26 protein-coding genes and 1 pseudogene are annotated in these 24,321 nt (G+C 78.2%); 15 read left to right on the forward strand and 12 right to left on the reverse strand.

Annotated features, from left to right (window positions below):
• Both MHY85_RS12010 and MHY85_RS12015 read left to right on the forward strand, forming a co-directional pair.
• Nucleotides 1-1,018 (forward strand): annotated as a pseudogene (locus MHY85_RS12010) (DUF1349 domain-containing protein); the annotation flags it as partial.
• A 30-nt stretch (nucleotides 1,019-1,048) separates the two neighbouring features.
• The gene (locus tag MHY85_RS12015; protein ID WP_239196586.1) at nucleotides 1,049-1,795 is read left to right on the forward strand and encodes a class I SAM-dependent methyltransferase; all 747 of its coding nucleotides are present in this window, start codon (nucleotides 1,049-1,051) and stop codon (nucleotides 1,793-1,795) included.
• Nucleotides 1,796-1,879: 84 nt separating this feature from the next.
• Here the strand turns inward: MHY85_RS12015 and MHY85_RS12020 are convergent, their stop codons facing one another.
• Nucleotides 1,880-2,617, reverse strand: a complete 738-nt coding sequence (locus MHY85_RS12020) for a DinB family protein (RefSeq protein WP_239196588.1) — start codon at nucleotides 2,615-2,617, stop codon at nucleotides 1,880-1,882.
• Between the two features lie 77 nt (nucleotides 2,618-2,694).
• Nucleotides 2,695-3,507, reverse strand: coding sequence for an alpha/beta fold hydrolase (locus tag MHY85_RS12025; RefSeq protein WP_239196590.1), 813 nt, complete (start codon nucleotides 3,505-3,507; stop codon nucleotides 2,695-2,697).
• A gap of 172 nt (nucleotides 3,508-3,679) precedes the next feature.
• On the opposite strand from MHY85_RS12025, the gene MHY85_RS12030 reads away from it, so the two are divergent.
• Nucleotides 3,680-4,627 (forward strand): GGDEF domain-containing protein, encoded by a 948-nt coding sequence (locus MHY85_RS12030; RefSeq protein ID WP_239196592.1) that lies wholly within the window; start codon nucleotides 3,680-3,682, stop codon nucleotides 4,625-4,627.
• A gap of 15 nt (nucleotides 4,628-4,642) precedes the next feature.
• Here MHY85_RS12030 and MHY85_RS12035 read toward each other — a convergent pair whose 3' ends face one another.
• From MHY85_RS12035 to MHY85_RS12070, 8 genes are all read right to left on the reverse strand, one after another.
• Nucleotides 4,643-5,674, reverse strand: a complete 1,032-nt coding sequence (locus MHY85_RS12035; RefSeq protein WP_239196594.1) for an FAD-dependent monooxygenase — start codon at nucleotides 5,672-5,674, stop codon at nucleotides 4,643-4,645.
• The gene (locus tag MHY85_RS12040) at nucleotides 5,671-6,225 is read right to left on the reverse strand and encodes an isoprenylcysteine carboxyl methyltransferase family protein (RefSeq protein ID WP_374233528.1); all 555 of its coding nucleotides are present in this window, start codon (nucleotides 6,223-6,225) and stop codon (nucleotides 5,671-5,673) included. The genes MHY85_RS12035 and MHY85_RS12040 overlap by 4 nt, the downstream gene beginning before the upstream one ends.
• Nucleotides 6,222-7,445, reverse strand: coding sequence for a type III polyketide synthase (locus MHY85_RS12045; protein ID WP_308191376.1), 1,224 nt, complete (start codon nucleotides 7,443-7,445; stop codon nucleotides 6,222-6,224). Before MHY85_RS12045 ends, MHY85_RS12040 begins: the two co-directional genes overlap by 4 nt.
• On the reverse strand, nucleotides 7,379-8,227 hold the full coding sequence (locus MHY85_RS12050; protein WP_239196598.1) for a UbiA family prenyltransferase: 849 nt from the start codon (nucleotides 8,225-8,227) through the stop codon (nucleotides 7,379-7,381). The genes MHY85_RS12045 and MHY85_RS12050 overlap by 67 nt, the downstream gene beginning before the upstream one ends.
• Nucleotides 8,228-8,311: 84 nt before the next feature.
• Nucleotides 8,312-8,980, reverse strand: a complete 669-nt coding sequence (locus tag MHY85_RS12055) for a PAS and ANTAR domain-containing protein (RefSeq protein WP_239196600.1) — start codon at nucleotides 8,978-8,980, stop codon at nucleotides 8,312-8,314.
• Nucleotides 8,981-9,108: 128 nt separating this feature from the next.
• Entirely contained in the window at nucleotides 9,109-10,332 is a 1,224-nt protein-coding gene (gene dinB / locus MHY85_RS12060) for a DNA polymerase IV (RefSeq protein WP_239196602.1), read from the reverse strand.
• A gap of 84 nt (nucleotides 10,333-10,416) precedes the next feature.
• Nucleotides 10,417-10,797 (reverse strand): hypothetical protein, encoded by a 381-nt coding sequence (locus MHY85_RS12065; RefSeq protein WP_239196604.1) that lies wholly within the window; start codon nucleotides 10,795-10,797, stop codon nucleotides 10,417-10,419.
• Between the two features lie 50 nt (nucleotides 10,798-10,847).
• On the reverse strand, nucleotides 10,848-12,734 hold the full coding sequence (locus MHY85_RS12070) for an anthranilate synthase family protein (RefSeq protein ID WP_239196606.1): 1,887 nt from the start codon (nucleotides 12,732-12,734) through the stop codon (nucleotides 10,848-10,850).
• 212 nt (nucleotides 12,735-12,946) lie between these two features.
• Here MHY85_RS12070 and MHY85_RS12075 point away from each other — a divergent pair, with 212 nt between their 5' ends.
• The 9 genes from MHY85_RS12075 to MHY85_RS21895 all read left to right on the forward strand — a co-directional run bounded on the left by MHY85_RS12075 (nucleotide 12,947) and on the right by MHY85_RS21895 (nucleotide 19,096).
• Nucleotides 12,947-13,246 (forward strand): helix-turn-helix transcriptional regulator, encoded by a 300-nt coding sequence (locus tag MHY85_RS12075; RefSeq protein ID WP_239196608.1) that lies wholly within the window; start codon nucleotides 12,947-12,949, stop codon nucleotides 13,244-13,246.
• Entirely contained in the window at nucleotides 13,243-13,632 is a 390-nt protein-coding gene (locus tag MHY85_RS12080; protein WP_239196610.1) for a VOC family protein, read from the forward strand. The genes MHY85_RS12075 and MHY85_RS12080 overlap by 4 nt, the downstream gene beginning before the upstream one ends.
• Nucleotides 13,633-13,784: 152 nt before the next feature.
• Complete coding sequence (locus MHY85_RS12085) at nucleotides 13,785-14,285, forward strand: hypothetical protein (protein WP_239196612.1); 501 nt, start codon at nucleotides 13,785-13,787, stop codon at nucleotides 14,283-14,285.
• A 232-nt stretch (nucleotides 14,286-14,517) separates the two neighbouring features.
• Entirely contained in the window at nucleotides 14,518-15,399 is an 882-nt protein-coding gene (locus MHY85_RS12090) for a manganese catalase family protein (protein ID WP_239196614.1), read from the forward strand.
• A gap of 10 nt (nucleotides 15,400-15,409) precedes the next feature.
• On the forward strand, nucleotides 15,410-16,300 hold the full coding sequence (locus MHY85_RS12095; RefSeq protein ID WP_239196616.1) for a hypothetical protein: 891 nt from the start codon (nucleotides 15,410-15,412) through the stop codon (nucleotides 16,298-16,300).
• A complete protein-coding gene (locus MHY85_RS12100) occupies nucleotides 16,297-16,833 on the forward strand; it encodes a phage holin family protein (protein WP_374233533.1) in 537 nt (178 codons plus the stop codon). Before MHY85_RS12095 ends, MHY85_RS12100 begins: the two co-directional genes overlap by 4 nt.
• Nucleotides 16,826-17,467 (forward strand): DUF3618 domain-containing protein, encoded by a 642-nt coding sequence (locus tag MHY85_RS12105; protein WP_239196618.1) that lies wholly within the window; start codon nucleotides 16,826-16,828, stop codon nucleotides 17,465-17,467. The genes MHY85_RS12100 and MHY85_RS12105 overlap by 8 nt, the downstream gene beginning before the upstream one ends.
• Before the next feature lie 302 nt (nucleotides 17,468-17,769).
• Nucleotides 17,770-18,063, forward strand: coding sequence for a hypothetical protein (locus MHY85_RS12110; RefSeq protein WP_239196620.1), 294 nt, complete (start codon nucleotides 17,770-17,772; stop codon nucleotides 18,061-18,063).
• A 79-nt stretch (nucleotides 18,064-18,142) separates the two neighbouring features.
• Nucleotides 18,143-19,096, forward strand: a complete 954-nt coding sequence (locus MHY85_RS21895; RefSeq protein WP_239196622.1) for a D-alanyl-D-alanine carboxypeptidase family protein — start codon at nucleotides 18,143-18,145, stop codon at nucleotides 19,094-19,096.
• 34 nt (nucleotides 19,097-19,130) lie between these two features.
• On the opposite strand, the gene MHY85_RS12120 is transcribed toward MHY85_RS21895, so the two are convergent.
• A complete protein-coding gene (locus tag MHY85_RS12120) occupies nucleotides 19,131-20,006 on the reverse strand; it encodes a formate/nitrite transporter family protein (protein WP_239196624.1) in 876 nt (291 codons plus the stop codon).
• A gap of 130 nt (nucleotides 20,007-20,136) precedes the next feature.
• On the opposite strand from MHY85_RS12120, the gene MHY85_RS12125 reads away from it, so the two are divergent.
• Together MHY85_RS12125 and MHY85_RS12130 are read left to right on the forward strand one after the other, a co-directional pair.
• On the forward strand, nucleotides 20,137-21,789 hold the full coding sequence (locus MHY85_RS12125; protein ID WP_239196626.1) for a diguanylate cyclase: 1,653 nt from the start codon (nucleotides 20,137-20,139) through the stop codon (nucleotides 21,787-21,789).
• Nucleotides 21,790-21,931: 142 nt separating this feature from the next.
• Complete coding sequence (locus MHY85_RS12130; protein WP_239196628.1) at nucleotides 21,932-22,732, forward strand: NAD(P)-dependent oxidoreductase; 801 nt, start codon at nucleotides 21,932-21,934, stop codon at nucleotides 22,730-22,732.
• Between the two features lie 103 nt (nucleotides 22,733-22,835).
• On the opposite strand, the gene MHY85_RS12135 is transcribed toward MHY85_RS12130, so the two are convergent.
• Nucleotides 22,836-23,429 (reverse strand): DinB family protein, encoded by a 594-nt coding sequence (locus tag MHY85_RS12135; RefSeq protein WP_239196630.1) that lies wholly within the window; start codon nucleotides 23,427-23,429, stop codon nucleotides 22,836-22,838.
• A 135-nt stretch (nucleotides 23,430-23,564) separates the two neighbouring features.
• Here MHY85_RS12135 and MHY85_RS12140 point away from each other — a divergent pair, with 135 nt between their 5' ends.
• On the forward strand, nucleotides 23,565-24,317 hold the full coding sequence (locus MHY85_RS12140; protein ID WP_239196632.1) for an ANTAR domain-containing protein: 753 nt from the start codon (nucleotides 23,565-23,567) through the stop codon (nucleotides 24,315-24,317).
• The last annotated feature ends 4 nt before the right edge of the window (nucleotides 24,318-24,321 follow it).

The following is a 24,321-nucleotide window of genomic DNA, read 5'->3' on the forward strand; positions in this document are numbered from 1 at the left end:
GTTCGGCCTGGGGCGGGCGGGCTCGGCCGGCGGCTCCGCGACCTCCGCCGGGCCGGCGGGGGCGCGCGGCGCGGCGCGGCCGGGCACCGGGGTGACCGCGGTGGTCGACCCGGTCGCGGGCGAGCTCGTGGTGCGGTCGGGCGCGGCGCGCGCCGCGGTGCCGCTGCCGCCCGGGGTCGACTGGGGCACGTGGCACGCGGTGGTCCTGGAGGTCGAGGGCAGGCTCGCCCGCGCCGAGGTGTCCCAGGCGCGGCTCGGCGACCCGCTGGCCGAGGTGGTGCTCGAGCTGCCGCAGCGCCTGCGCCCCGGCAGCGCCGGCGCGGTCGCGCGCACCTCCGGCGTGCACGTGGACGACCTCAGCGCGGTGCCGCTGGCGCAGCGGGTCACCGACGTCGAGCCGCTGCCCGTCCCGGGCGACCTGGTGGACGAGGTGACGTTCGACGGCGACCTGGGCCCGGGGTGGACCGCGGTGCGCGACCCGCAGGTCACCATCGCGGACGGCGCACTCGTGTGGCCGGTCGAGCGGGCCGACCTGACCGGCGCCGCGAACGACGCGGGGGTGCTGCTGCGCGACGTCCCCGACGGCGACTGGACCGCCGAGACCGTCGTGTCCGTCGACCTCGGCACCGACGACGTGCGCAACTACCAGCAGGCCGGGCTCGTGGCGTACGCGGGTGACGACCTGTTCGCCCGGCTCTCGCACGTGGCGATCTGGAACACGCGGCAGACCGAGTTCGGGCACGAGCGCCCGTACGCCGGGCGGCTGTCGTACGGCGGGACGATCGCGGGGCCACCCGCGGACACCACGTGGTTGCGGCTGGTGCACCGCACCGACGACGCGGGGGAGCACGAGGTCCGCGCGCTGACCAGCACGGACGGCTCGACGTGGGTCGCCGGCGGCGTCTGGACGTTCCCGGCGGGCACGGACCTGCGCATCGGGCTGGTCTCCCACGGGTGGGACGGGGTGGCGCCGCGGGCCACGGCGCGGTTCGACGGGCTGCGGGTCTGGGCGGACTGAGGCGGCCGGTCCGCGGGGGAGACTGGGGGCGTGCCCGAGGACCCCTGGACCGCGCTCGCCGGCGACTGGGCCGCGTCCTGGGGCGGCTTCGCCGGTCCGGCCCGCGCGGCGCTGCTGGACGCGACGGGGGCGGGTCCCGGCACCCGGCTGCTCGACGTCGGCTGCGGCACCGGCGAGCTGCTCGCCCGGGCGGCGGCCCGGGGCGCGACGGCGGCGGGCGCGGACGTCGCCCCGGGCATGGTCGACCGGGCCCGGCGCGCCGCGCCCGGGGCGGACGTCCGGGTCGCGGACGCCGAGGACCTGCCCTGGCCGGGCGGGGCGTTCGACGTGGTCGCCGCGGTGAACGTCCTGCACCTCGCCGACGACCCCGCGGCCGCGGTCGCGGAGGCGCGCCGGGTGCTGGCGCCGGGCGGGCTGCTCGCGGTGTGCGGCTGGGCCGAGCGGGACCGGTGCGAGCTCGACGCGGTGGAGGCCGCCCTGGCGGCGGACGACGGCGAGGAGCCCGGTCCCGAGGGGCCGCTGCGCCGCGAGGAGCCGGTGCGCGGGCTGCTGGCCGGGGCGGGGCTCGTGGTCGAGCACGTGGCGCTCGTCGACGTGCCGTGGACGGCGGCGGACGAGCCGGCGCTCGTGCGGGGGCTGCTGCTCGGGGAGGACGCCGCGGGGCTCGCCGAGCGCGGCCCGGTGGTGGTCGCGGCAGCCGAGCGGTTCCGGGGGCGCGACGGGTCGTACCGGTTCCGGAACGCGTTCCGGCTCGTGGTGGCCCGCCGCCCGGCGTGACCCCGTGCCGTCCGTGCGTCGAGTGGAAGGTCTGGCCCGACACGCCGACGGTGTGTCGGGCCAGACCTTCCACTGCCGAGGGGGTCAGCGGATCGCGTCGAGGTCGCGGACGGCGTACCGGTGGTGCTCCCACTCCTCCTCGAGGATCGTGTGCAGGCAGGACAGCACCGTCTCGGGGTACTCGGGCGCCCACGGGTTCGGCCGGGTCGCGGTCAGGTCCGCGGGCGTGACGCCCGCCAGGTAGTCGCGCACCATCGCGACCCGCTCCGCCCGCACCGCCAGCACCTCGTCCCACGCGGGCGCCGCCGCGGAGAACACGGACGGGTCGTGACCGTCCGCCGCGTACTCGACGTTCGGCTGCCCGATCGGGTGGTAGGGCCGCTCGACGCCGAGCACAGCGCCGCGCAGCCAGGTGTCCGTGGCCATGATCAGGTGCCGCACCGTCTGCGCGAACGACCACTCGCCGTCCACCTGCACGTCCAGCGTCCCGGCCGGCAGCGTCGCGACGCGCTCCAGCGTGGCCGCCCAGGTCGCCTCGACCGCGGCCCACGCCCGCCGCAGGCCCTCCGGGTCGGCGGCCCGCCGCTGCGACCGCCCGGGGAACCGCCGGTCGAGCTCGGCGTCGACCAGGGGCGCGACGTCCACCCCGTTGACCAGCAGCGAGCCGCCGCCGAGCAGCCAGGGCGCGTCGATGTCGGCCCCGGCGATCTCGACGCCGCGCATGACGACGTCCGACAGGTCGGCGCGGATCAGCCGGGCCCCGCGCAGGTCGGCCTCGACGAGGCGCGCCCCGCGCAGGTCGAGCCGGTCGGTCGTGGTCATGTCGTCCCCCCAGGTCCGGCGTGCCGGGCCACCAGTCAATCCCCCCGGCGGGCGCGCGCGCCAGACCCGGGCCGCGGTCAGCGCGCGGCGTGCGCGCGCAGGAAGTCCCGCACCGCCGACGCGGCCTCCGTGCTGTCGAGGTGCAGCCCGTGCCGTGCCCCCGGGACCGCGAGGAGCCGTGCCCCCGGGATCTCCGCCGCCAGCCGCTCCGCCGACGCGAGCGCCGCCAGCCGGTCCTCGGTCCCGTGCACGACGAGCGCGGGGGCGGCCACCCGCCCGAGGGCGTCGAGCGCGGCGTGCTCCGTGCTCGCCCGGTACAGCGCCCGCAGGGTGGGCCGGTCGGCGTCGACGGCGAAGAAGGTCCGCACCTCCTCGGCGTGCGCGGCGGCCCAGGCCTCGTCGAAGAACAGCCGGGTGCGCGCCGCGCCGTCCCCGCCCAGCAGCAGCCGGTGCGCCTCGGCGTCCCTCGGCACGCCGTCGCCGGGGCCCGCGCTGGTCGCCAGGAGCACGAGCGACGCCACGCGCGCGGGGGCGTCGACCGCGAGCCACTGCGCGATCTTGCCGCCCATCGAGTGCCCCACGACCTGCGCCCGCGCCACCCCGCCGGCGTCGAGCACCGCCCGGACGTCCCGGGCCAGGTCGCGCGTGGTGAGGCCGGCCGGGACGCGGCCGCCCGGGCCCGGCTCGGTGCCGGCGACACCGCGCTGCTCGGCGCGCAGCACCCGGAACTCCGTCGCGAGGGCCGCGGCGACCCGGTCCCAGCCGGCCATCGCGGTCGCCTGGCCCTGCAGGAGCAGCACCGGGCTGCCCGATCCCTGCTCCTGCCACCGCAGCGGGGTGCCGTCGTCGGCGGTGGCGGTCCGGGCCGGGTCCGGGGACGAGCTGGTCACCCGCGCGACGGTAGCCGAGCCCGCGCGCGTCCGATCGGGTGAGCCCGCGGTGCGGACGGCGGCGGCCGTTCGGGTGAGCGCGGGCCCCCGGGCCCGGGCGGCACCGGCCCGCGCCCGCAGTTCACCCGGTCGGCGACGGGCGGGCCGGCGCGGCGCGCGGCACCATCGGGCCATGCCGCCGGTGGAGGAGACGCCGCACGGCGAGCTGCGGCCGCAGCTCGCCGTGGCGCTGCTGGTCGTCTCCGTGCTCACGGCGGTCGGCGGGCTGACCCCGGTCGACCCCGGCACGCCGACCGGCCGCTGGGCGGTCGCCGCGGCCGCGTACGCGCTGCTGGCCGTCCTCGCGATGACCCTGCCCGCGCACCCGAGCAGCACCGAGGCGGTGCTGCTCGGCGGGATCGTGGTGGCCGGCGGCGTGCTCGCGAGCTGTCGCGCGACCGAGGGCGTGGTCGTGCTCGCCCTGGGCGTGATCCTCGCCGGTCAGCTCGCGGCGTACGTGCTGGACACCCGCCGGGCGGCCGTGGTCGTGGCGGTCGCGGCCGCGACGATCGCCGGCGGCGCCTGGCTGGCAGTCGCGCCGGTCAACCCCACGAACATCGTCAGCATGGCGACGCTATGCGTGCTGTCCTGCACCCTGCTCGGCTGGCAGGGCCGCCGGCTGCGCGAGGCGGGCGGGACGGACCACCTGACCGGAGCGCTGACCCGCGGCCCGTTCTACGAGCGGCTCGAGGCGGCGCTCGCGCGGGCCCGGCGCGGCGGGTCGCCGCTCAGCGTGGTGGCGCTCGACATCGACGACTTCCGGCAGGTCAACGACGCGCACGGGCACCTGGGGGCCGACGACCTGATGGCCGACCTGGTGTCCGGGTGGCGGGCCGAGCTCGACCGGGCGGGGTTCGTCGGGCGCCTCGGCGGGGACGAGTTCGTCGCGGTGCTGCCCGGGCAGGACGAGGCCGCGGCCCGGCGGTGGGCCGCGCTGGCGTCCGCGTGGGGGGCGCTGCCGTGCAGCGCGGGGGTGGCGGTGGCCGGGTCCGCCGACTCCGTCCGGGACCTCCTCGCGCGCGCTGACGCGGACCTGTACGCCACCAAGCGCGACCGCAAGGCGGACGCGCCCGCTCCGTAGCCGGCCGGCGGGGCGTCAGCGCGCCAGGCGCTCGACCGCCCCGGCGAACACCGGGGGCAGCCGCACGGCCGCGGGCACCAGGGTGCCCCGCAGCGGCGACGTCGCGACCGCCACCAGCGTCGACGTCAGCACCCGGTAGTCCCGGGTGGCGGCCGCCCACGCCCGCTCGTACCCCGCGGGGTCGTCCAGGTGCGCCACGGCGGCGACGGCCTGCGCGAACCCGAGCCGCAGCCCCTCGCCGGTGAGCGCGTCGACGTACCCCGACGCGTCGCCGACGAGCAGGACCCGGCCCGCCGTCCGGGCGCGGGTGCGCTGCCGGAGCGGGCCGGCGCCGCGGTCGGCGGCGTCCACCGGGGCACCCGCCAGCCGGTCGGCGAGGGCGGGCATGGCGGCCAGCTCGGCGTCGACGTCGACGGGCGCCGTGCCGAGCAGGGCCACGCCGACCAGGCCGGGACCGACCGGGGTCACGTAGGCCTCGGCGCGCCGACCCCAGTGCACCTCGACGAGGTCCGTCCACGGGGCGAGGCGGTAGTGCCGGCGGACGCCGAACCGGCGGGCGCGCCCGCCACGGGACCCCGCCTCGAGCCCCGCGAGCCGCCGGACGGTCGAGTGCAGCCCGTCGCAGCCGAGCAGCCACCGGGCCCGCACCCCGGCCGCCGTCACGCCGCCGCCGTCCTGGGTGAGCTCGCCGACCCGGGCGGACAGCCGCTCGACGCCCGCCTCGCGAGCCCGTCCCGCGAGCGCCGTGTGCAGCACGGTCCGGCGGACCCCGCGGCCCGGCGGCCCCACGAACCGGTGCTCCGCGCGCAGGTCGTCCCGGACGTACGCGATGCCCGCGAGCGGCCGCCCCGCGGGGTCGACGTCCCACCGCCGGAGCAGGTCGACGGCCCGGGGCATCAGGCCCTCGCCGCACGCCTTGTCCACGGGGGTGCCGCGGGGCTCGACCACGAGCGCGGTGAGCCCGGCGCGCCGCGCCTCCAGGGCCGCCGCCAGCCCGACCGGGCCGCCGCCGACGACCAGCACGTCGACGTCGGGGGTGGCGGTCACCGTCCCGGCGCCGGCACGGGGTCGCCGCCCCCGCCCGCCGCCCGCAGGGCGCGCTCCTCCGCGGGGATCCGGAACCCGAGGAGCAGCACGGCGTTCAGCACCGTGAAGGCGGCTGCCGTCACCCAGGCGGTGTGCACCAGCGGCAGCGCCAGGCCCTCGACGACCACCGCGACGTAGTTCGGGTGCGGGATCCACCGGTAGGGGCCGCGGTCGACCAGGGGCAGCCCGGGCACCACGATCACCCGGGTGTTCCACCGCGGCCCGAGCGTCGCGATGCACCACCAGCGCAGCGCCTGGCTCGCCAGCACGAGGGCCAGCGCCGGCCAGCCGAGCCAGGGCAGGAACGGGCGGTCGGCCAGGTGCGCCTCGAGGACGCAGGCGAGCAGCAGGCCCGTGTGCAGCGCGACCATCGGGGGGAAGTGCCCGCGCCCGGACTCGACGCCGCCGCGGGCGAACGACCAGCGCGCGTTGCGGGAGGAGACGACGAGCTCGACGAGCCGCTCGACGGCCGTGAGCGCGATCAGGAGGTCGAACCACGCCAGCGAGCTCACGACGTCGCCCCCGGCCAGCGCAGCGCGACCAGCTCCGCGCCGACCCCCGGCCCGAAGGCCAGGACGGCGCCGAGCGCACCCGGGTCGGGCGGCGGTCCCGCGAGCACGTCGGCCAGCACGTGCAGCACCGCGGCCGACGACAGGTTGCCCGCACGGGCGAGGGCGGCGCGCGACCCCGCGAGCGCGGCCGGGCCGAGGCCCAGGGCGTCCTCGACCGCATCGAGGATCTTCGGCCCGCCCGGGTGCACCACCCAGCGCGCCACGTCCGCGACCCCCGCGCCGAGCGGGGCGAGCAGGGCCTCGACGTCCGCGGCGGCGTGCGCGGCCACGGTGCCGGCCATCCCGCCGGACAGCACGATGCGGAAGCCCGACCCGCCCACCTGCCACCCGAGGTCGTGCTCCGTCCCCGGGTACAGCGCGCTGCGGGCGCCGGCCACCGCGGGCCCGTCCAGACCCAGCGCGGCCGCACGACGGTCGCCGACCAGCACCGCCGCCGCCGCGCCGTCGCCGAACAGCCCGCTGGCGACCAGGTTCGCGGTGGAGTCGTCGTCGTGCTGCAGCGTGAGGGAGCACAGCTCGACCGAGAGCAGCACCGCCACCTCGTCGGGGTGCCCGGCGAGGTGGTCGTCGACCCGGGCGAGGCCCGCCGCCCCGCCCGCGCAGCCGAGGCCGAAGCTCGGGACCCGCCGCACGTCGGGCCGCAGGCCCACCCGCCCGACGAGCAGCGCGTCGAGCGAGGGCGCCGAGACGCCGGTGACGGTGGTGAAGAACAGGTGGTCGACGTCCGCGGGCCGCAGCCCGGCCGCGCCGAGCGCCTCGGTGACGGCGCGGGCGGCGAGCTCGAGGCCCTCGCGCAGGAACACGTCGTTGGACTCCCCGAACGACGTCAGCCCGGCGTACTTCTCCAGCGGCAGGACGGTGTGCCGGGTGTCGATCCCGCTGGACGCGTGCACCCGCTCCAGCAGTGCGCGGCGCCGGGGGTCCCGGGTCACCAGCCCCGCCACCTCCGCGGTGATCTCGGCCTGGGGGTAGACGTGCTCGGGGAGCACGGGGGCGACGGCCGCGATGCGGGACATGCCCCGATGCTGCCCTCCGTGCCTCGCGGCCGCGACCGGTCGGCGCGCGCGGGCCGCGCCGGGGGCCGGTGGGCGGCTCACCCCTGCACGACCAGCAGCACGACGGCGACGGCGGCGACGGCCATCGCGGCGCCGAACGGCCACCGGCTCGCGGGCCGCGCGAGGCCCACGGCGGCGCCGGACGCGGCGAGCGCCGCCGCCAGCGCGAGACCGGCGACCGCGAGGGGGCCGGGGGCCCCCGGCGGCCCGAGCGCGACCACGGCGACGGCGGCGAGCAGCACGCACGCGGCGCCGGACGCGGTGCGCCGGCGCCCGAGCCGGTGCGGCAGCCCGCGCACCCCCGTCGCGGCGTCGTCCTCCAGGTCCGGGAGCACGTTCGCGAGGTGCGCGCCGATCCCCAGCAGCGCCCCGCCGGCGGTGACCCACCAGGGCGCCAGGGCGTCCCCGCCGGGCACGCCGAGGGTCGCGACCGACGGCAGCCCGCCGAACGCCACGGCGTACGGGAGCCAGGACCAGACGGTCGACTTGAGGCGGGCGTTGTACGCCCACGCCAGCGCGACCAGCGCGAGGTGCAGCAGCGCCGCGGCCGGCCCGAGGGCGAGCGAGAGCGCCGCGCACGCGGCGAGGGCCAGCAGCGCGGCGCGCCGCAGGGCGGCGACCGTCACGGTGCCGGCGACCACCGGCTTGTCCCGGCGCCCCACCGCGAGGTCCCGGTCGGCGTCGATCCAGTCGTTGGACCAGCCGACCGACAGCTGGCCCGCCAGGACGGCGGCGGCGACGAGCAGCGCCCGGCCGGCGCCGGCGCCGGCCGCGCCCGCGGCGTAGGCACCCGCGAACAGGGTGACCGCGAACGCCGGCGGGGCGTGGGCGGCGCGGACCAGCGCGGCGGCGCGCCGCGCTGTCGTGGGTGCGGCTGCCGGCGGCATGGCCCTCCTCGCCCCGGGCCCGCCGCGGCGGCGCGCCCGTGCAGCCGACCGTAGCGGCGCGGGGCGCAGGCGGCCCGGGGAGGGTCAGGCGCCGGCGCCCGCCGCGGTGCGGTGCGCGGGGGCGAGCAGCCCGTCCAGGAACCGGCTGACCCGTCCCGGGTCGTGCTGCAGCGTGGGGAGGCCGTCGACGATGGCGCGGGCGAGGACCCGGATCGGCACGTTGGCGTCGTTCGACGCGGCACGCAGCACCCCGAACGCCGCCGCCGGGTCGAGCTCCCGGACGAACGCGACGACGCCCACGGCCTGGTCGATCGCCGACCGGCTCTCCGCGGCCGCGACGATGGAGACCGTGGCGGCGGCCTGCGCGCGCTCGTCCACGACGTCGGTCAGGTCCACGACGTAGCCCGCGACCTCGGCCGGCCCGCCGAGCGGGGTCCGGCCCCGGCCCTCGCCGACGACCGCCACCAGCCGCGCCCGCCCGCGCGCGTCCGCGATCCGGCGCACGCTCGAGAACGCGCGTCCGGTGCGGATCGCCGCGTCGAGCTCCGCGGCCGACGTGCCCCGGTCGTCGGGGTGGGCGTGCGCGAGCAGGAGCTCGGTGGTGGGCACCACCTCGTGCGGGGCGAAGCCGTGGATCGCGTACACCTCGTCCGACCACCACCAGTGCTGCGTCGTGACGTCGAGCCGGAACGAGCCCGCGCGCGTGGGCGTGCACGGGCCCGGAGTGCGCTCGCGCCCGGTCGTGGGAGTCATGGCGCCGCCCCCGTTCCGGGTCCCCTGTGGCGCTGCGGGCGGGTTCCCCCGGCGTCGCTGTCCCGGTCGACGGTACCCGCGCGGGCACGACCGCGACACCGGCGCGGTCGCGCGCGGGCCCCCGGACGTCACGCGGGCTCCTCGGGGTCGTCCGGGAGCGTCGGCACCTCCAGCCCGGACCCGTGCCGGAGCAGCGCGCCGCGCACGAGCGCCCTGGAGCCGAACCGGTCGGCCACCGCGTCGACGGCGGCGTCCAGACCGGCCGGCGCCGCACCTTCGAGGTCCAGCTCCGGCTGCCAGTGGTCGTCGGGCTCGAGCCCGGCGAGGGCGACGCCCACGAGCGTGATCCCGCGCTCCCGCAGCAGCGGGGCCGCCGCGGCGAGGAGCGCGACGGCCGCCGCGCCGATCTGCGCGCCCGACGCGGTGGCGAACGCGAACGAGCGGGACCGCGTGGCCGTCGTGTAGTCGGCGAACCGCAGCCGGAGCACCACGGTCCGGGCGAGCCGGTGCCCGGCCCGCAGCCGCCGGCACACGCGGTCGACCAGCCCGAGCAGGGCGGCGCGCACCTGCGCGGGGTCGTGCGGGCCGCGGCCCAGCGCCCGCTGCGCCCCGACCGACCCGCGCCGCCGCCCCGTGTCGACCCGGTCCGGGGTGCGGCCGTGCACCACCGCGTGCAGGTGCCGGCCCATGGCGGGTCCAAGCGCGTGCTCGAGGACGGACCGGGGGAGCGCGGCGACGTCCCCGGCGGTCGTGAGGCCGAACGCGTGCAGCCTGTCCGCGGTCACGGCGCCGACGCCCCAGAGCACCTCCAGGGGCAGCGGGTGCAGGAACGCGTCCTCGTGGTCCGGGTCGACGAGGAGCAGCCCGTCGGGCTTGGCGACCCGGCTGGCGACCTTGGCGAGGAACGGCGTCCGGGCGACGCCGACGGTGATCGGCAGGCCGACCTCGTCCCGCACGCGGTCCCGGACCCGCCCGCCGATCAGGACCGGCGCCGCGTCGATCCGGTGCAGGCCGCGCACGTCGAGGAATGCCTCGTCGATCGACACGCCCTGCACCGCCGGGGTGGTGTCGCGGAAGATCGCGAACACCGCGCGGCTGGCGGCCGTGTACGCCTCGAACCTCGGTCGCACCACCACCAGACCGGGGCACAGCGACCGGGCCTGCCGAACGCTCATCGCGGTCCGGACGCCGCGGCGCTTCGCCTCGTAGGACGCCGCGAGCACCACGCCGCCGCCGACGGCCACGGGGCGTCGGCGCAACCGGGGGTCGTCGCGCTGCTCCACGGAGGCGTAGAACGCGTCCAGGTCGGCGTGCAGGATCCCGGCGACGGGCGGGGCGGGCGGCGGCGACATAGAACACATGTTCGACCCGGGGTCCGACACGCGCGCCCCGGTCCGCCGGGCGCCCGGGGCGGGACGCCCGGAGGCGGTCCCGGGTCAGAGCGGCGGGCCGTCCATCCGCGTCGCGAGGAGCCCGGAGCCCAGCAGCGTGCCCGCGACCGCGCCGCCCAGCCCGAACGCCAGGGCGCCCACGTCCCCGAGCGCGATCAGGCGCACCAGCGAGGCCACCAGCAGCGCGGCACCGGCCAGGAGCGCGGCCAGGCCGAGCGCCGCGAGCAGCCCGTCGACGAACGTCGCCCGCCCGGCCCCGGGGTCGAGCAGCCAGCCGGTGCCGAGCGCCGCGGCGGCGGCCAGGGGGAGGAGGAGGGCGCCGGGGGGCCGGCCGAACCAGCCGGGGACGAGCAGCAGCACGGCGCCGGCCAGGGTGACGACGGCGAGCCAGCCGGAGGTGGTCGAGACGCCGGTGCGCGAGGCCATGGGAGGTCACGCTAGCGGGCGCGCGGCCGCCCCGCCGCCGTCGCCCGCCGTCACCCCGCCGTGGCCCGGGCCGCGGCCGTCGTGGCCAGCGCGTGCCGCACGAGCCGGCGCAGCGTCGTCAGCCCGTCGGAGGACAGCACGCTCTCCAGGTGGCCCTGCACGGACGCGACCCCGGGGCCGCGCAGCGCGTGCACCACGCCCGCGGCGTCCGCGGCCACCTCGAGCCCGAGCAGCGGGGTGCGGGCCTCCCCGGGTGCGTGCCGCGCGGCGAACGTGTTGTAGAACCCGATCGCCGGCCGCTCCCCGAACACGTCCACCTCCAGCCGCACCCCCTGGCGCGGGGCGGGCAGCGGCGCGACCGGCAGGCCGGCCTGGAGCGCGAGCACCTGGTGGCTGAGGCAGACGGCGAGCAGCGGCTCACCGGTGCCCAGCCTCCGCGCGGCCAGCGCGTGCAGCCGCGCCACGCGGGGGTCGTCGAGGCGCCGCGGGTCGCCCGGCCCCGGGCCGAGCACGAGCAGGTCGGCGTCCGCGTCGTCGGGCACGTCCTGCCACGGCACGACCCGGGCGTCGAGCCCGAGGTGCCGCAGCTGGTGGGCCAGCATCGTCGTGAACTGGTCCTCGGCGTCCACGACCAGGGCGGTGCGGCGCGCGACGGCCGGATCCGGCTCGACCGCCTGGGGCCGCAGCCAGAACGCCGCCAGGCGGTCGTTGCGCGCGGCCAGCGCCGCCGCGACGCCGGGCTCGTCGGCCAGCACGGGCACGGCCTCGCCGGCGCCGACGGGCGCCACCGCCCCGATCGCGGTGAGCACCCCGGCGGCCTTCGCGTGCGTCTCGGCGACCTCGCCGTCGGGGGAGGAGTGCCGCACCAGGGTGGCGCCCACCGGCACGGTGACCCGGCCGGCGGCGTCCAGGTAGGCCGTGCGGATGAGGATGGGCGCGTCCACCTCGTACCCGGGCGTGCCGTCGGGGCGGGTGGTGCCGTCCGGCTCCAGCAGCGCCAGCACGCCGGAGTAGTAGCCGCGCGGGGTCGTCTCGTGCCGCGCGATCACGGCGCAGGCGTTGCCCATGGGCGACCCGGTGACCGTCGGCGCGAACATCGTCAGCCGCAGCACCTCGCGCACGTCGAGGTCGGTGCGGCCCTCGAGCACGTACTCGGTGTGCGTGAGCCGGGACATCTGGGCCAGGTACGGCCCCAGGATGCGACCGCCGTCGGGGCAGACGGCGCTCATCATCTTCATCTCCTCGTCGACCACCATGAACAGCTCCTCGCTCTCCTTGGTGTCGGCCAGGAACGACAGGAGCTCGGCGCCGGTCGGCTGGGCCGCGCCGTGCCGGAAGGTGCCGCTGATCGGGTTCATCCGCGCGACGCCGCCGGACACGGACACGTGCCGCTCGGGGGTGGCGCCCGCGGCCGCGAGCCCGGGCGTCCGCACCGCGAACGTCCAGTAGGCCCCGGACTCGCGCTCCAGCAGGGCGCGCAGCCAGCCGAGCACGGCCGGCCCCGGCGCGGCGTCTGTCCGGGCCACGAAGTCGCGGCGCAGCACGAAGTTCGCGCCCTCGCCCCGGCCGATCTCGTCCTCGACCACCGTCCGGACGCGGTCGGCGTACGTCGGGTCGTCGACGTCGAAGCCCTCCGGCTGGACCGGGACGGCGTCGGGGAGCACCGCGAGCGCCTCGGCCAGCGGCACCCGCTCGCGGTCCCGGACGAGCAGGCAGCGCAGCGGCGCGCCGTCGTCGTGAGCGGCGAAGCCCCGCTCGCGGACCTGGCGGAACGGCACGAGGGCGAGCACCGTGCCGCCGTCGAGCGGCACGTCCGCCAGCCGGTCGACGTCGAGGACGTCGCCGACCAGGACGTCCAGCCGGTCCGAGCCCCGGCGGTGCAGCACCGCGAAGCAGGTGGCGTCGTCGTCGAGCAGGGAGCGGAGCAGGGAGGTCATCGCGGGAGCCGTTCGGTCGGGGACCGGGTGGCCCCGCCGCGCCCGCGGCCACGACCACCCGGATCAGGGGCGGTCGTCGACGCGTCGAGGGGTCCGCCTAGGAGGCGGGCCACCAGCTCTGCGTCGTGAACATGCGCCCACGGTACTGCACGCCCGACCCGCTCCGGCCGCGGGCTTGAAAGGCAACCATCGGGTTGCCTATCGTGGGTCGCGTGGACGAGGTGTTCCGGGCGCTGGCCGACCCGACACGGCGCCTGCTCCTCGAGGAGCTGCGCCGCCGGGACGGGCAGACCCTGTTCGAGCTGTGCACCCGGCTCATCACCGCCCACGGGGTCGCCGTCACCCGGCAGGCGGTCTCGAAGCACCTGGGCGTGCTGGCCGACGCCGGCCTGGTCCAGGGCACCCGGGCGGGGCGCACGACCGTGCACCGCCTCGACCCCGGGCCGCTCGCCGGCGTCGCCGGCTGGCTCGGCGCGATGTCCGCACCCGCACCCTCCGAGGAGTCCCCGTGATCATCACCACCGCGTCCGTGTTCGTCGACGACCAGGCCAAGGCGCTCGCCTTCTACACCGACGTGCTCGGCTTCCGTCCCAAGACCGACGTGCCGGTCGGGGCCCACCGCTGGCTCACCGTCGTGTCGCCCGAGGCGCCGGACGGCGTCGAGCTGCTGCTGGAGCCGGGGGAGCACCCGGCGGTCGCGCCGTTCAAGGCCGCGCTCGTGGCCGACGGCATCCCGTACACCAGCTTCGGCGTCGCCGACGTGCGCGCCGAGCACGCCCGGCTCGAGGCGCTCGGCGTGCGCTTCGTCCAGCCGCCCACCGAGGCGGGTCCCGTCACCGTGGCCGTCCTCGACGACACCTGCGGCAACCTGATCCAGATCGCCTCGGCGGCCGGCTGACCGGCCCGGGGCGCGGGCCCGCCCGCGCCGCGGGCCCGCCCGCGCCGAGGGAGCACCCGACACGTCGAGCGGGTAGTCGCCGACCACCCGCTCGACGTGTCCCGTGCTCGCTCGCGGTGGTGGGCCGCGGCGGGCCGCCGCACGATGGCCGCATGACCGACGACGCACCGCAGCACCAGCCCGCCGCCGACCGGCCCGACCGCGCGGGGGGCGAGGGCTCCGCGGAGCGGCCGGACGCCGCCCACCTGCCGCCCGAGGGCGTCCCCGACGCCGTGGTGGAGGCCGTCGGCGGCGTGACCGCCGCGTTCGAGGTGGTCGAGCACGCCCGCGGCATGCTCTACGCCTTCCACCGGCTGATCGGCCGCGCCGACGCCGAGCTCGCCGAGGCCCTGGACCGGCTCGCGGACGCGGGGCACCCCGACGTCGCCGACGAGCTGCGCGCCGAGGTCGTCGGCCGGAACGTGCTCGAGGGGCGCTGGACGTTCCAGGTGGTCGAGGACTTCGACGACGGCTACTACCGGGCCTTCGCCGAGGCCGAGCGGCGCACCCGCGACCGGCTCGTGGACGGCCGCCGGCACGTGTACGAGTCGCAGCTGAAGGAGCGCAACCGCACGCACGGGCGGCCCGGCCACGAGGCGCGGCCGACCGCCTGACCGCCTCGGACATCGCACGGCGGCGCCGGGCGCGCAACCGCTCGCTCGGGAGGCGGGTTCACCCGGACGGACCTAGCGTCGTGGCAGGCGACGGGTCTGGTCCTGTCGCCCTCGTGCCGGTGCAGCAGGGCGCCGGCGCCACGCCCGGTCCGGCGTGGCGCCCGACCGGCGCCCTCCGCGACCGCGGCTCCGCCGACGACACTGCCCCGGGTCCCGGGGCGCGGAGGTCGCGATGTTCTTCCACCGTCAAGAGCTGCAGTTCAAGGCCACGCCCGACAAGCCGGACGCCGTCTACGCCCGCAAGCTCCAGGAGGTCCTGGGCGGGCAGTACGGCGAGATCACGGTCGCGATGCAGTACGGGTTCCAGTCCTGGAACACCCACCTGCCCGGGAAGTACCGCGACCTGCTCTACGGCATCGGCGCCGAGGAGTTCGGCCACGTCGAGATGCTGGCGACGATGATCGCCCAGCTGCTGGAGAAGGCCCCGATCGGGATCACCGAGGAGGCCGTGCAGAACGACCCGACGATCGCCGCGGTCGTCGGCGGCACGGACGTCCAGCACGCGATCGTGGCGGGCGCCGGCGCCCGCCCGGTCGACAGCAACGGCAACCCGTGGAGCGCGGGCTACATCACCGCGAGCGGCAACCTGCTGGCGGACTTCCAGGCCAACGCCAACGCCGAGATGCAGGGCCGCGTCCAGGTGGCCCGGCTCTACCACATGACCGACGACAGCGGCGTGCGGGACATGCTCGCGTTCCTGCTGGCGCGGGACACCATGCACCAGAACCAGTGGATCGCCGCCGCGCGCGAGCTGCAGGAGGAGGGCTTCGAGGGCATCCCGACCCCGAGCAACTTCCCGATCGAGCAGGAGCACCGCGAGGTGTCCTACCAGTACATCAACTTCTCGAACGGCACCGACGCCGACAAGGGCTCGTGGGCCTCGGGCCCGACCCCGGACGGCCTGGGCGAGTTCACCTACGTCGCCGAGCCGCCGGCGGGCGTCCCGATGCCGCCGCCCACGCAGCCCGACCCGCGGCTGTACGGCACGACGGCGAAGCCGAACCCGGTGGAGAAGGCCGCCGGGAAGCTCAAGGACACCTTCAAGAGCGAGTGAGGAGGACGCGATGAGCACGAACGACAGCGGCGCAGCCGCAGCGGTGGGAACCGCGAAGGAGCAGGCGTCCGGACTGGCGCACGCGGCCGCGGACAGCGGCCAGGGGGTGCTGCACGAGGCGAAGGGACAGGCGGCCGACGTCGTCCACGAGGCGACGAGCCAGGCGCGGGACCTGCTGAGCGAGGCGCGTGCGGGGCTGACCAGCCAGGCGTCGGACCAGCAGGCGCGGGCCGCCTCCAGCCTCCGGTCGCTCGGTGACGAGCTCGGCCGGATGGCGGACGGCTCGGAGCAGGGCGGCCTCGCGGCCGACCTCGTCCGGCAGGTCGCCGGGCGCACCGGGTCCGTGGCGAGCTGGCTCGAGAACCGCGAGCCGGGCGACGTGCTGGGCGAGGTGACCGACTTCGCGCGCCGCCGGCCCGGCGTGTTCCTGGCCCTCGCGGCCGGCGCCGGGGTGCTCGCCGGGCGGCTGACGCGCGGGCTGAAGGACGCCCCGCCGTCGACAGGCTCGTCGGCGGGTCTCACCGGCACGGGCACCGGGTCCACCGGTTCGTCCCTGCCCGGCGCGACGACCGGCCTGTCGACGCCGTCCGCGGGCTCCGCGGGCGGGTCCCCGGCGGCCACCACGCAGGACCTGTCCCCGGCGCTCGCCGCCACGGGCCCGGGCGTGGTCGCGGGCGGCACGGCCGAGGTGACCGACGTCGACGCCGAGTCCGGCGGCGGGCAGCACCGCGAGCCGGGACCGGTCGACGAGGGCGGCCTCGGCTCCGAGGAGCAGGCCTGGGCGGCGGCGGGCGGTGACGCCCCGGTCGCCCCGACGCCGGGCCACCTGCCGACGGCGGACGACCAGGGCACCGCGGGCGGCGACCCGCTGGCCGGCCTCCGCCGCGAGGAGCAGCCGTGACCGGGCCGGGGGACCCGACCGTCGCCGCGGCCCCCGGCGCGGGTCCCGGCGGAGCGGGCACGGGCGGCACGGCGGGCGGCGTCCCTCCCCTGGGCGACGCACCCGGCACGGCGCCGGCGGGGACGGCACCGTCGGGGACCGGCGAGGACCGCCCGTCGCTCGGCGACCTGATCGGCAACGTCACGCAGGACCTCTCGGCGCTGGTGCGTCAGGAGGTCGAGCTGGCCAAGGCGGAGCTGACGCAGTCGGCGAAGCGGGCGGGGCGGGGCAGCGGGATGCTCGCGGGTGCGGGCGTCGCCGGGCACTTCGTCCTGCTGTTCCTGTCGATCGCCCTGTGGTGGGCGCTGTCCCACCCGCTCGGCCACGCGTGGTCGGCGCTGGTCGTCGCGGTGGTGTGGGGCGTCATCGCGGCGGTGCTCGCGCTGCGCGGGCGCGCCGAGCTGCAGCGGGTCAAGGGAGCGCCGCGCACGGCGGAGACGGTCAAGAAGATCCCGAACGCCCTCAAGGGTGACGAGGAGGCGAACCATGAGTGAGAACCCGGACGAGATCCGCGCCCGGATCGAGGCCACCCGCGCGGACCTGAGCGCGAACGTGGACGCGGTGGGCGACGCGCTCGACCCGCGCCAGGTGGCGCACCGCCAGGCCGAGAAGGTCCGCAGCAGGGTCGGCTCGGTCCGCGACCGGGTCATGGGCACGGTGCACGACGCCCGCGACACGGTGAGCGGGGCGGCGGGCAGCGCGTCGGGCTCGGCGCACTCCGCGGCCGGCTCGGCGTCGTCCGCCGCCCACGGCCTCGCCGAGGGGGTGCAGGGTGCGCCGTCGGCTGTCGCCCGCAAGGCCGAGGGCAACCCGCTGGCGGCGGGCCTGATCGCCTTCGGCGTGGGCTGGCTGGCGGCGTCGCTGCTGCCCTCCTCGCAGAAGGAGCAGCAGGCGGCGCAGGCGGTCAAGGACCAGGCGCAGCAGCTGGCGCCGCAGGTCAAGGAGGCCGCGGGCCAGGTCGTCGACGAGCTGCGCGAGCCGGCGCAGCAGGCCGTGGACCAGGTCAAGGAGCGCGCCACCGAGGCGGTCGGCACCGTCAGGGAGCAGGGCACCCAGGCCGCGAGCGACCTGAAGGACCAGGCGCAGGAGTCGGCCCAGGAGGTGCGGCAGGCCCCGCAGCAGGGCTGACCCGCACGGACGACGCCGCCCCGGGAGCACCCCGCTCCCGGGGCGGCGTCGCGCCGTCGGCCGCGGACCTGCGGCGTCGCGCGGGGGTGCTGCCGTCGTCCGAGGGGCACCGCGCGGCGCGGCATCGTGGAGGACGGAGGTCCCACCCAGGACCCGCGATCCGCCACGCACCGGGGACGCCTGCGCCACCTAGCGGCGGCGGTGCACCACCCAGGCCACCACTCACCCTGCCGGCGGGCGCGCAGTCTGGACGGACGAGCCGCGGCGGACCGGCCGCCCGGCCCGACCCGGGGGAGACGCGCGTGCCGACCCAGTCCCGACCCGCCGCCGTGCTCGACGGCACCACCGACCCGCTGACCAAGGCCCGCCTGCTCGCCGCCGTGCTCGGCCGTCCCATGTCCGGTGCGGAGCTGGACCGGCGCACTCGCACCGCGGGGGTCGCCGACGCCGTCGACGAGCTGGTGCTGTCCGGCTCGGTCCGGCGCACGCCCGACGGCGGGCTCGAGCTCGACCCCCGGCGCCGCACGGCGGCGCTCGACGCCCTGGCCCGCGATCTCGGGGCGGGCGACGCCCCCGCGCGCCGCCCGCGCACGTGACGCGGCAGGTCGGGCTGTCCCTGCGGGGCGATCCGTCGGAGACTGGGGGCTGACCCGCCCCCGGACCTGGAGCTCCCTCGTGACGACGCGCCCGCAGCACCGCCGCCCGACGCCGGGCGCGCACGGGCGCGGCAGCGCACGACGGCGGTTCGCCCGGCCCGTCCAGGTCGCCTCGGTCGCGGTGCTCGGCGGCCTCCTCGCGGCGGTGGCGCTCCAGGACGTGCCGGCCCGGCCCGGCCCGGCCGCCGCGGCGCCGGTCGCGGCGGCCGCGCGCGAGCCGTCGCCCGCCCCGGCACCGGCGCTCGACCCGCCGGTCCTCGGCGCGCTCCCGGGGCCCGGTCCGACCGGCGTGGCCGCCCCGGCGACCGCGCTGCCCCCGACCGAGGTGCCCGACGTCCCGGCGCCGGGCACCGCCCTGGTGCCGCCCGCCCCCGCGGGGCTCGACCTCGCGCTGCACCCCACCGACGACCCGGCGAGCCCCTGGGTGGTCGTCAACAAGGCGCTGCCCCTGGCCCCGGCCGGCTGGGCGCCCGCCGAGCTGGCGGTCGTGGCGGGGTACCAGGTCCGCCCGGAGGTCGCCGACCCGCTCGCTCGGATGCTGGCCGCGGCGGCGGGCGACGGCGTCACGCTCGCCCTGCGCAGCGCCTACCGCTCCTACGACGACCAGGTCCGGGTGCACGCCGACCTGGTGGCGCGGGTCGGGCAGCAGCGCGCGGAGGAGGTGAGCGCCCGGCCGTCGCACAGCGAGCACCAGACCGGCCTCGCGGTGGACGTCGGCAGCACCAGCCGGCCCGACTGCGACTTCCAGGACTGCTTCGGGGACACCGACGAGGGCCGGTGGGTGGCCGCGCGGGCGGGGGAGTTCGGGTTCGTCGTGCGGTACACCGCGGAGAACCGGGCGGTCACCGGGTACGCACCGGAGGGCTGGCACCTGCGCTGGGTCGGGACGGACCTGGTGGCGGAGCTGGACCGCCGCGGGGTCACGACGCTGGAGGAGGCGTTCGGGCTGCCCGGCGGCCCGGACTACCGCTGACGGACCGCCGGGCGGCCGGCCCGGACCTCCGGAGCTATCGCGGGTCGTCCGGCGTGCTGGTCCCGCGGCCCTGCTGGCGCAACCACTGGGAGTCGTCGTTCACGTAGGCGTAGTAGAGGCCGATCAGCAGCCCGCCGCCGATGAAGTTCCCGATCAGCGCGATCGCGACGTTCCCGGCCGCCAGCCCGACGTCCAGACCCTCCTGCAGCCCGACGATCGTGAACAGGACCGTGTTCGCCACCGAGTGCTCGAGGCCCAGGAACGCGAAGATGAACACCGACGTGATCATCACCAGGCACTTGGTGAGGTCGTCCTTGATCAGCCCGTTGTAGACGAGCAGCATCGCCACGTTGATGCAGAAGTTGCACAGCACCGCCCGCACCAGCAGGTCGACCCAGCCCGCGGGCCCGTCCGCGACGTAGGCGAGCTTGTGCTCGACCGAGGCGACCATCTCCTCGAGCGGGGCCCCGTCGACCAGCGTCGACAGGCGCAGCAGCACCGCGACGAACAGGCCGCCGACGGCGTTCCCGAGGTAGCACAGGCCGAGCATGCGCAGCGCCCGCAGCCAGCTGGTGCGGCGGTGGTACGCCCCGATCGAGACGATCATCATGTTCGAGGTGAGCAGCTCGGAGCGCGAGTAGTAGATGAACACCAGCGCCCAGCCGAACACCACGGCACCGACGAGCCGGCCGACGGGGCGGACCGAGCCGTCCCCGATGCCGGCGAACGCCCCGAGCACCGCGTAGTAGGTGGCGTAGAGCAGCCCGATCAGGACCCCGGCCATGGCCGCGCGCTGCAGGTAGCGGCGGGCCAGCCCGCCCGACATCGTCGTCTTCGTCTCCAGCACCTCGAGGGCGGTGCTGATGAACTGCTTGCCCGGGAAGAGGGACTGCGGGTCGGCGGTGCTCACCGCGCACAGCGTGCCACACCGCGTCCCGGCACGCCCTCCGGGTGAAGACGCGCGGATCGGCTCATCACCGCAGGTCGCGGGCCCGATCACACAGGTGACCCGCCATGGACGGCGGGCGGGACGAAGGACCATGACGGCCACATCGATCGACGCACCCGCACCACCCGGAGCGCCCACGGACTGGGAGGCCGCGGTGGACGAGCTGGCGCTGCTCGCCGACTCGGACGCCGGGGCGTGCGTCCGCCGCGCCGAGGACCTCCTCGCCGAGGCCGTCGAGCAGCGCGCGGGCGGCGCCGAGATGCGCCTGGCCTACTACGCCGCGGTCGCGCACCACGCCCTGGGGGAGGACCCGCGCGCACTGGAGCGGGCGGTCCGGGCCGAGCACCTCGCGCGGGAGCGGGGCGCGCTGGTGTGGCAGTCCCGCGCGCTCGCCCGGCAGGGCCTGGTGCACCACGAGCTGGGCCACACCGAGGACGCGGTCGACCTGCTGACCCGGGCGGCCGAGCTGCGCCGCGAGGCCGACGACGTCGCGGGGACGGCCGACGTGCTGACCATCCTCGGGTCGGTGTACACCTCCATGCCGCACTTCGCCCCGCAGGCGGCGGGCGTGCTCACGCAGGCACGCCGCCTCTGGCTGGCCGCGGGCGACCCCGACCGCGCGTCGATCGCGCTGGCGAACCTGGCGCGCACGTTCGTCGAGACCAGCCGGCGGCTCGTGGCCGACAACCCGCGGGGCGCCCGCGCGTCGGCCCGCCGCGCCCTCGCCCTCGCCCTGGAGGCGGTTGACGAGGCCGACGCGGCGGGGCTGACCCGCACGGCGGTCGACGCCCGGCTGACCGCGGCGGTCGGGCACCTGCTCGCGGGCGACCAGGACGCCGCGGCGGTGGTGCTGGACGCGGCCGGCGCGATGCTCGCCCGGTTCCCCGCGGCCGGTCTCCAGCTGTCGCTGCACCGCATCCGCGCCGGGATGCTGCTCGACGCCGGCCGGCTGCCCGAGGCGGTCGAGGAGGCGCGGGCCGGCATGACCGTGTGCGACGCGCTGCGCCGGCCCGCCGAGCGCACCGAGCTGCTCCGCGTGCTCGCCGACGCGCACGAGGCCCTGGGCGACCCGGTCGCGGCGCTGGCCGCGCTCCGCGAGCTGCACGGCCTGACCGTCCGGCTCGGCGACGCGCAGGCCGAGCGGCGGGCCGCCCTGCTCGGCGCCCGGATGGAGGTCGAGCAGGCGGAGCGGCAGGCCGAGGCCGAGCGCCGGCGCTCCGAGGCGCTGGAGGAGCGCAACGCCCGGCTGGCGCACGAGGCCGCGCACGACGGGCTCACGGGCCTGGCGAACCGGCGGACCCTGGACGCCCAGCTGGGCCGCTGGACGGCGGAGGGCGGCGCGTTCGCGGTCGCCCTGCTCGACATCGACCACTTCAAGCGGGTCAACGACACCTACTCGCACCAGGTCGGGGACGCCGTCCTGGTGCGGGTCGCCGACGCCCTGCAGCACGCGCTGCGCCGCGACGACCTGGCGGCGCGGTACGGGGGCGAGGAGTTCGCGGTCCTGCTCCACGGGCTGTCCGGGAACCGCACGGTCGACGTGTGCGACCGGCTGCGGGAGACCATCGCGAACCTGGCGTGGGACGACCTCATGCCCGGGGTGCGGCTGACCGTGAGCATCGGCGTGGCGGAGCGGCACCCCGGTGAGCCGGTCGCGGGCCTGCTCACCCGGGCCGACGCGGCGCTCTACCGGGCCAAGGCCGCCGGGCGGGACCGCGTGCGGACGGCGGACCCCGCGGCCTGATCGCGGGGCTCGTCGCCGGGGGCGTGGCAGGCGTCCGCCGACTCTGCGATCCCGCACTCCGGGCCGGCCCCGCGTCGCGGACCGCGCCGGGAGTCTCGGCGCCGGCGCGCGCGACCGGCGGTCCGGCCGCAGACTGCCGGGCATGGAGCAGCCAGACGTCGTCGTCACCGGGGCGGCCGGCCGGATCGGGACCTACCTGCGCACGGCGGACGGTGGCCTGCGGGCCCGCGGCTGGCGGCTGCGGCTCGTGGACGCCGACGTCCCCGCCGACCCGGCACCCGCGCCCGACGAGCCGTTCACCGCCGTGGACCTGACCGACGAGGAGGCGATCGACCGGCTCACCCCGGCGCTGGCCGGCGCGGCCGGCGTGGTGCACCTCGCCGGGATCCCCTCGGAGGACACCTGGACCCGCGTCCGCCGGGCCAACGTCGACGGCACGTACCGGGTGCTGGAGGCGGCGCGCCGGTCCGGGGTGCGCCGCGTGGTGCTGGCCAGCTCGAACCACGCGGTCGGCTACTACCCGACCGACCGGGAGGCCCGCGTGGACGGGCCCGCGCGGCCGGACTCGTTCTACGGCGTGTCCAAGGCGGCGGCCGAGGCGCTCGGCAGCCTGTACGCGGACAAGTACGGCCTGGAGGTCGTGTCGCTGCGGATCGGGCTGTGCGCCGACCGGCCGGCGAGCACCTTCGACCTCGGGATCTGGCTGAGCCCGGCCGACGCGGTGCGGCTGGCCGACGCGGCGCTGCGCGGGCCGGTCGACGGCCCCGTGGTGGCCTACGGGGTGTCCGCGAACACCCGGGCGTGGTGGGACCTGTCGACGGCACGCGCGCTCGGCTACCGGCCGGAGGACGACGCGGAGCGGTTCGCCGGGGAGGTCGAGGTGTACGACGGGCCGGACGGCGTCCTGGGGCACGGGATGGTGGCGGCGGACCCGCTGCCCTGACGGCGGACCGCTGCGCCGACGGCGGACCGCCGCGCCGACGGCGGACCCGCCCGACGGGCGACCTCCCGGGTCGGCCGCCGGCGCCTCGCGCGCCGCCGCGCGGTCAGTCCGCGGTGCGCGTGCCCGCCGCCGCGCGGGCCGCGTCCTCGACGCGGGCCCGGTACGCCGCCCACGCGTCGCCGTCGTGGAACGGCAGGTTCGGGTCGTCCGGGCGGGTGCCCACGGCGCCGTCGATCGTCTCCCGGACGATGTCCGCGTGGCCCGCGTGCCGCGCGGTCTCCGCGATCACGTGCACGAGGACCCGGTGCAGGGTGACGTCCGCGCTCGCCGGGCGCCACCACGGGACCCGGCCCGGCGCGTCGAGCGGCAGCGCCGCGATCGTGGCGTCCGCGTGCGCGGCCGAGAACGCGTGCAGCTCGCGGACGGAGTCCAGCGACTCCTGCGCCGTGAGCCACATGTCGGCGTTGGGCTCGGCGTCGTCGGCGAACCACGGCAGGGCGCGGCCGTGCGGGCGGTCGAACACCGCGCCGAAGTAGTCGAGCTGGACGCTGGCGACGTGCTTCACCAGGCCCGCGACGTTGGTGCCGGTGACGGTCAGCGGCCGGCGGGCGTCGTACTCGGAGAGCCCGTCGAGCTTCGCCAGGAGCGAGTCCCGGTTCTCGCGCAGGTACCGGTGCAGCATCGCCTTGTCGTCCATGCGCCCAGTCTGCCGGTGCGGTCCGACACGCGGCGGGCCGGGCGGGACGCCGCCGCCCGGGCGGTCACCCGGACGGCGCAGGGCGGCCCGGCGCTTCCGGGTGCGCGCCGACCGGACCGATCCGACACTGGCCACGTGACCGACCGGCTGCTCCTGCTCCGCGCCCTCGCGGAGGCCGTCGCGCGCTCCGGCCCGGGGACCGGCGCCGGCGTGTGCCCGCCCGCCACGGAGCGCCTGTGCCGGGCCGCGGCCGCCCTGCTGGGTGCCTCCGGCGCCGCGCTGACCTGCGCGCCGGCGGGGGCCGCCCGGTACACCGCCTGCGCGACCGACGACGTGGCGGCCCGGCTCGCCGAGCTCGAGGAGCTGGTGGGCGACGGGCCGGCCTCCCGGGCGGCCCGACACGGGCGCAGCGTCGGGACCGTGCTCGGGCCGGGCGCGCCGGGGCGCCCCGCCGAGCTCCCGCCCGACGTCCCCGAGGTGCCGCCGGTGTTCGCCGTGCTCGCCGACGGGGTCGTCGACCCCGGGGCCGCCGTGCACGTCCGGTCCTGGCCCGTGCGGGTGGACGGGCGGGCGGTGGCGGCGCTGACCGTGCACGGGCCGGCGCGGTGCGCGACGACCGAGGCGCTGGCGGACGGCCAGGTGCTGGCCGACGCGCTCGGGCCGGCGCTCGTGGGGCCCGCGGTGGCGGCGACGTCGGCGCGGGCGCGCCGGCACCGGGCGGTCGGCATGCTGGTGGCGCAGACCGGCCTCGCCCCGGACGACGCGGTGGCGCTGCTGCGCGCCCGCGCCTGGGCGGAGGACGTGCCGGTCGCGGACCTCGAGGGCGCGGTGCTCGCGCGACGGGCCACCTTCGCGGACGGCGGGACCCCGGGCCCGCCGCCCGGCTGACCTC

The organism is Cellulomonas sp. ACRRI (genome assembly GCF_022346185.1).
GTDB lineage: Bacteria > Actinomycetota > Actinomycetes > Actinomycetales > Cellulomonadaceae > Cellulomonas.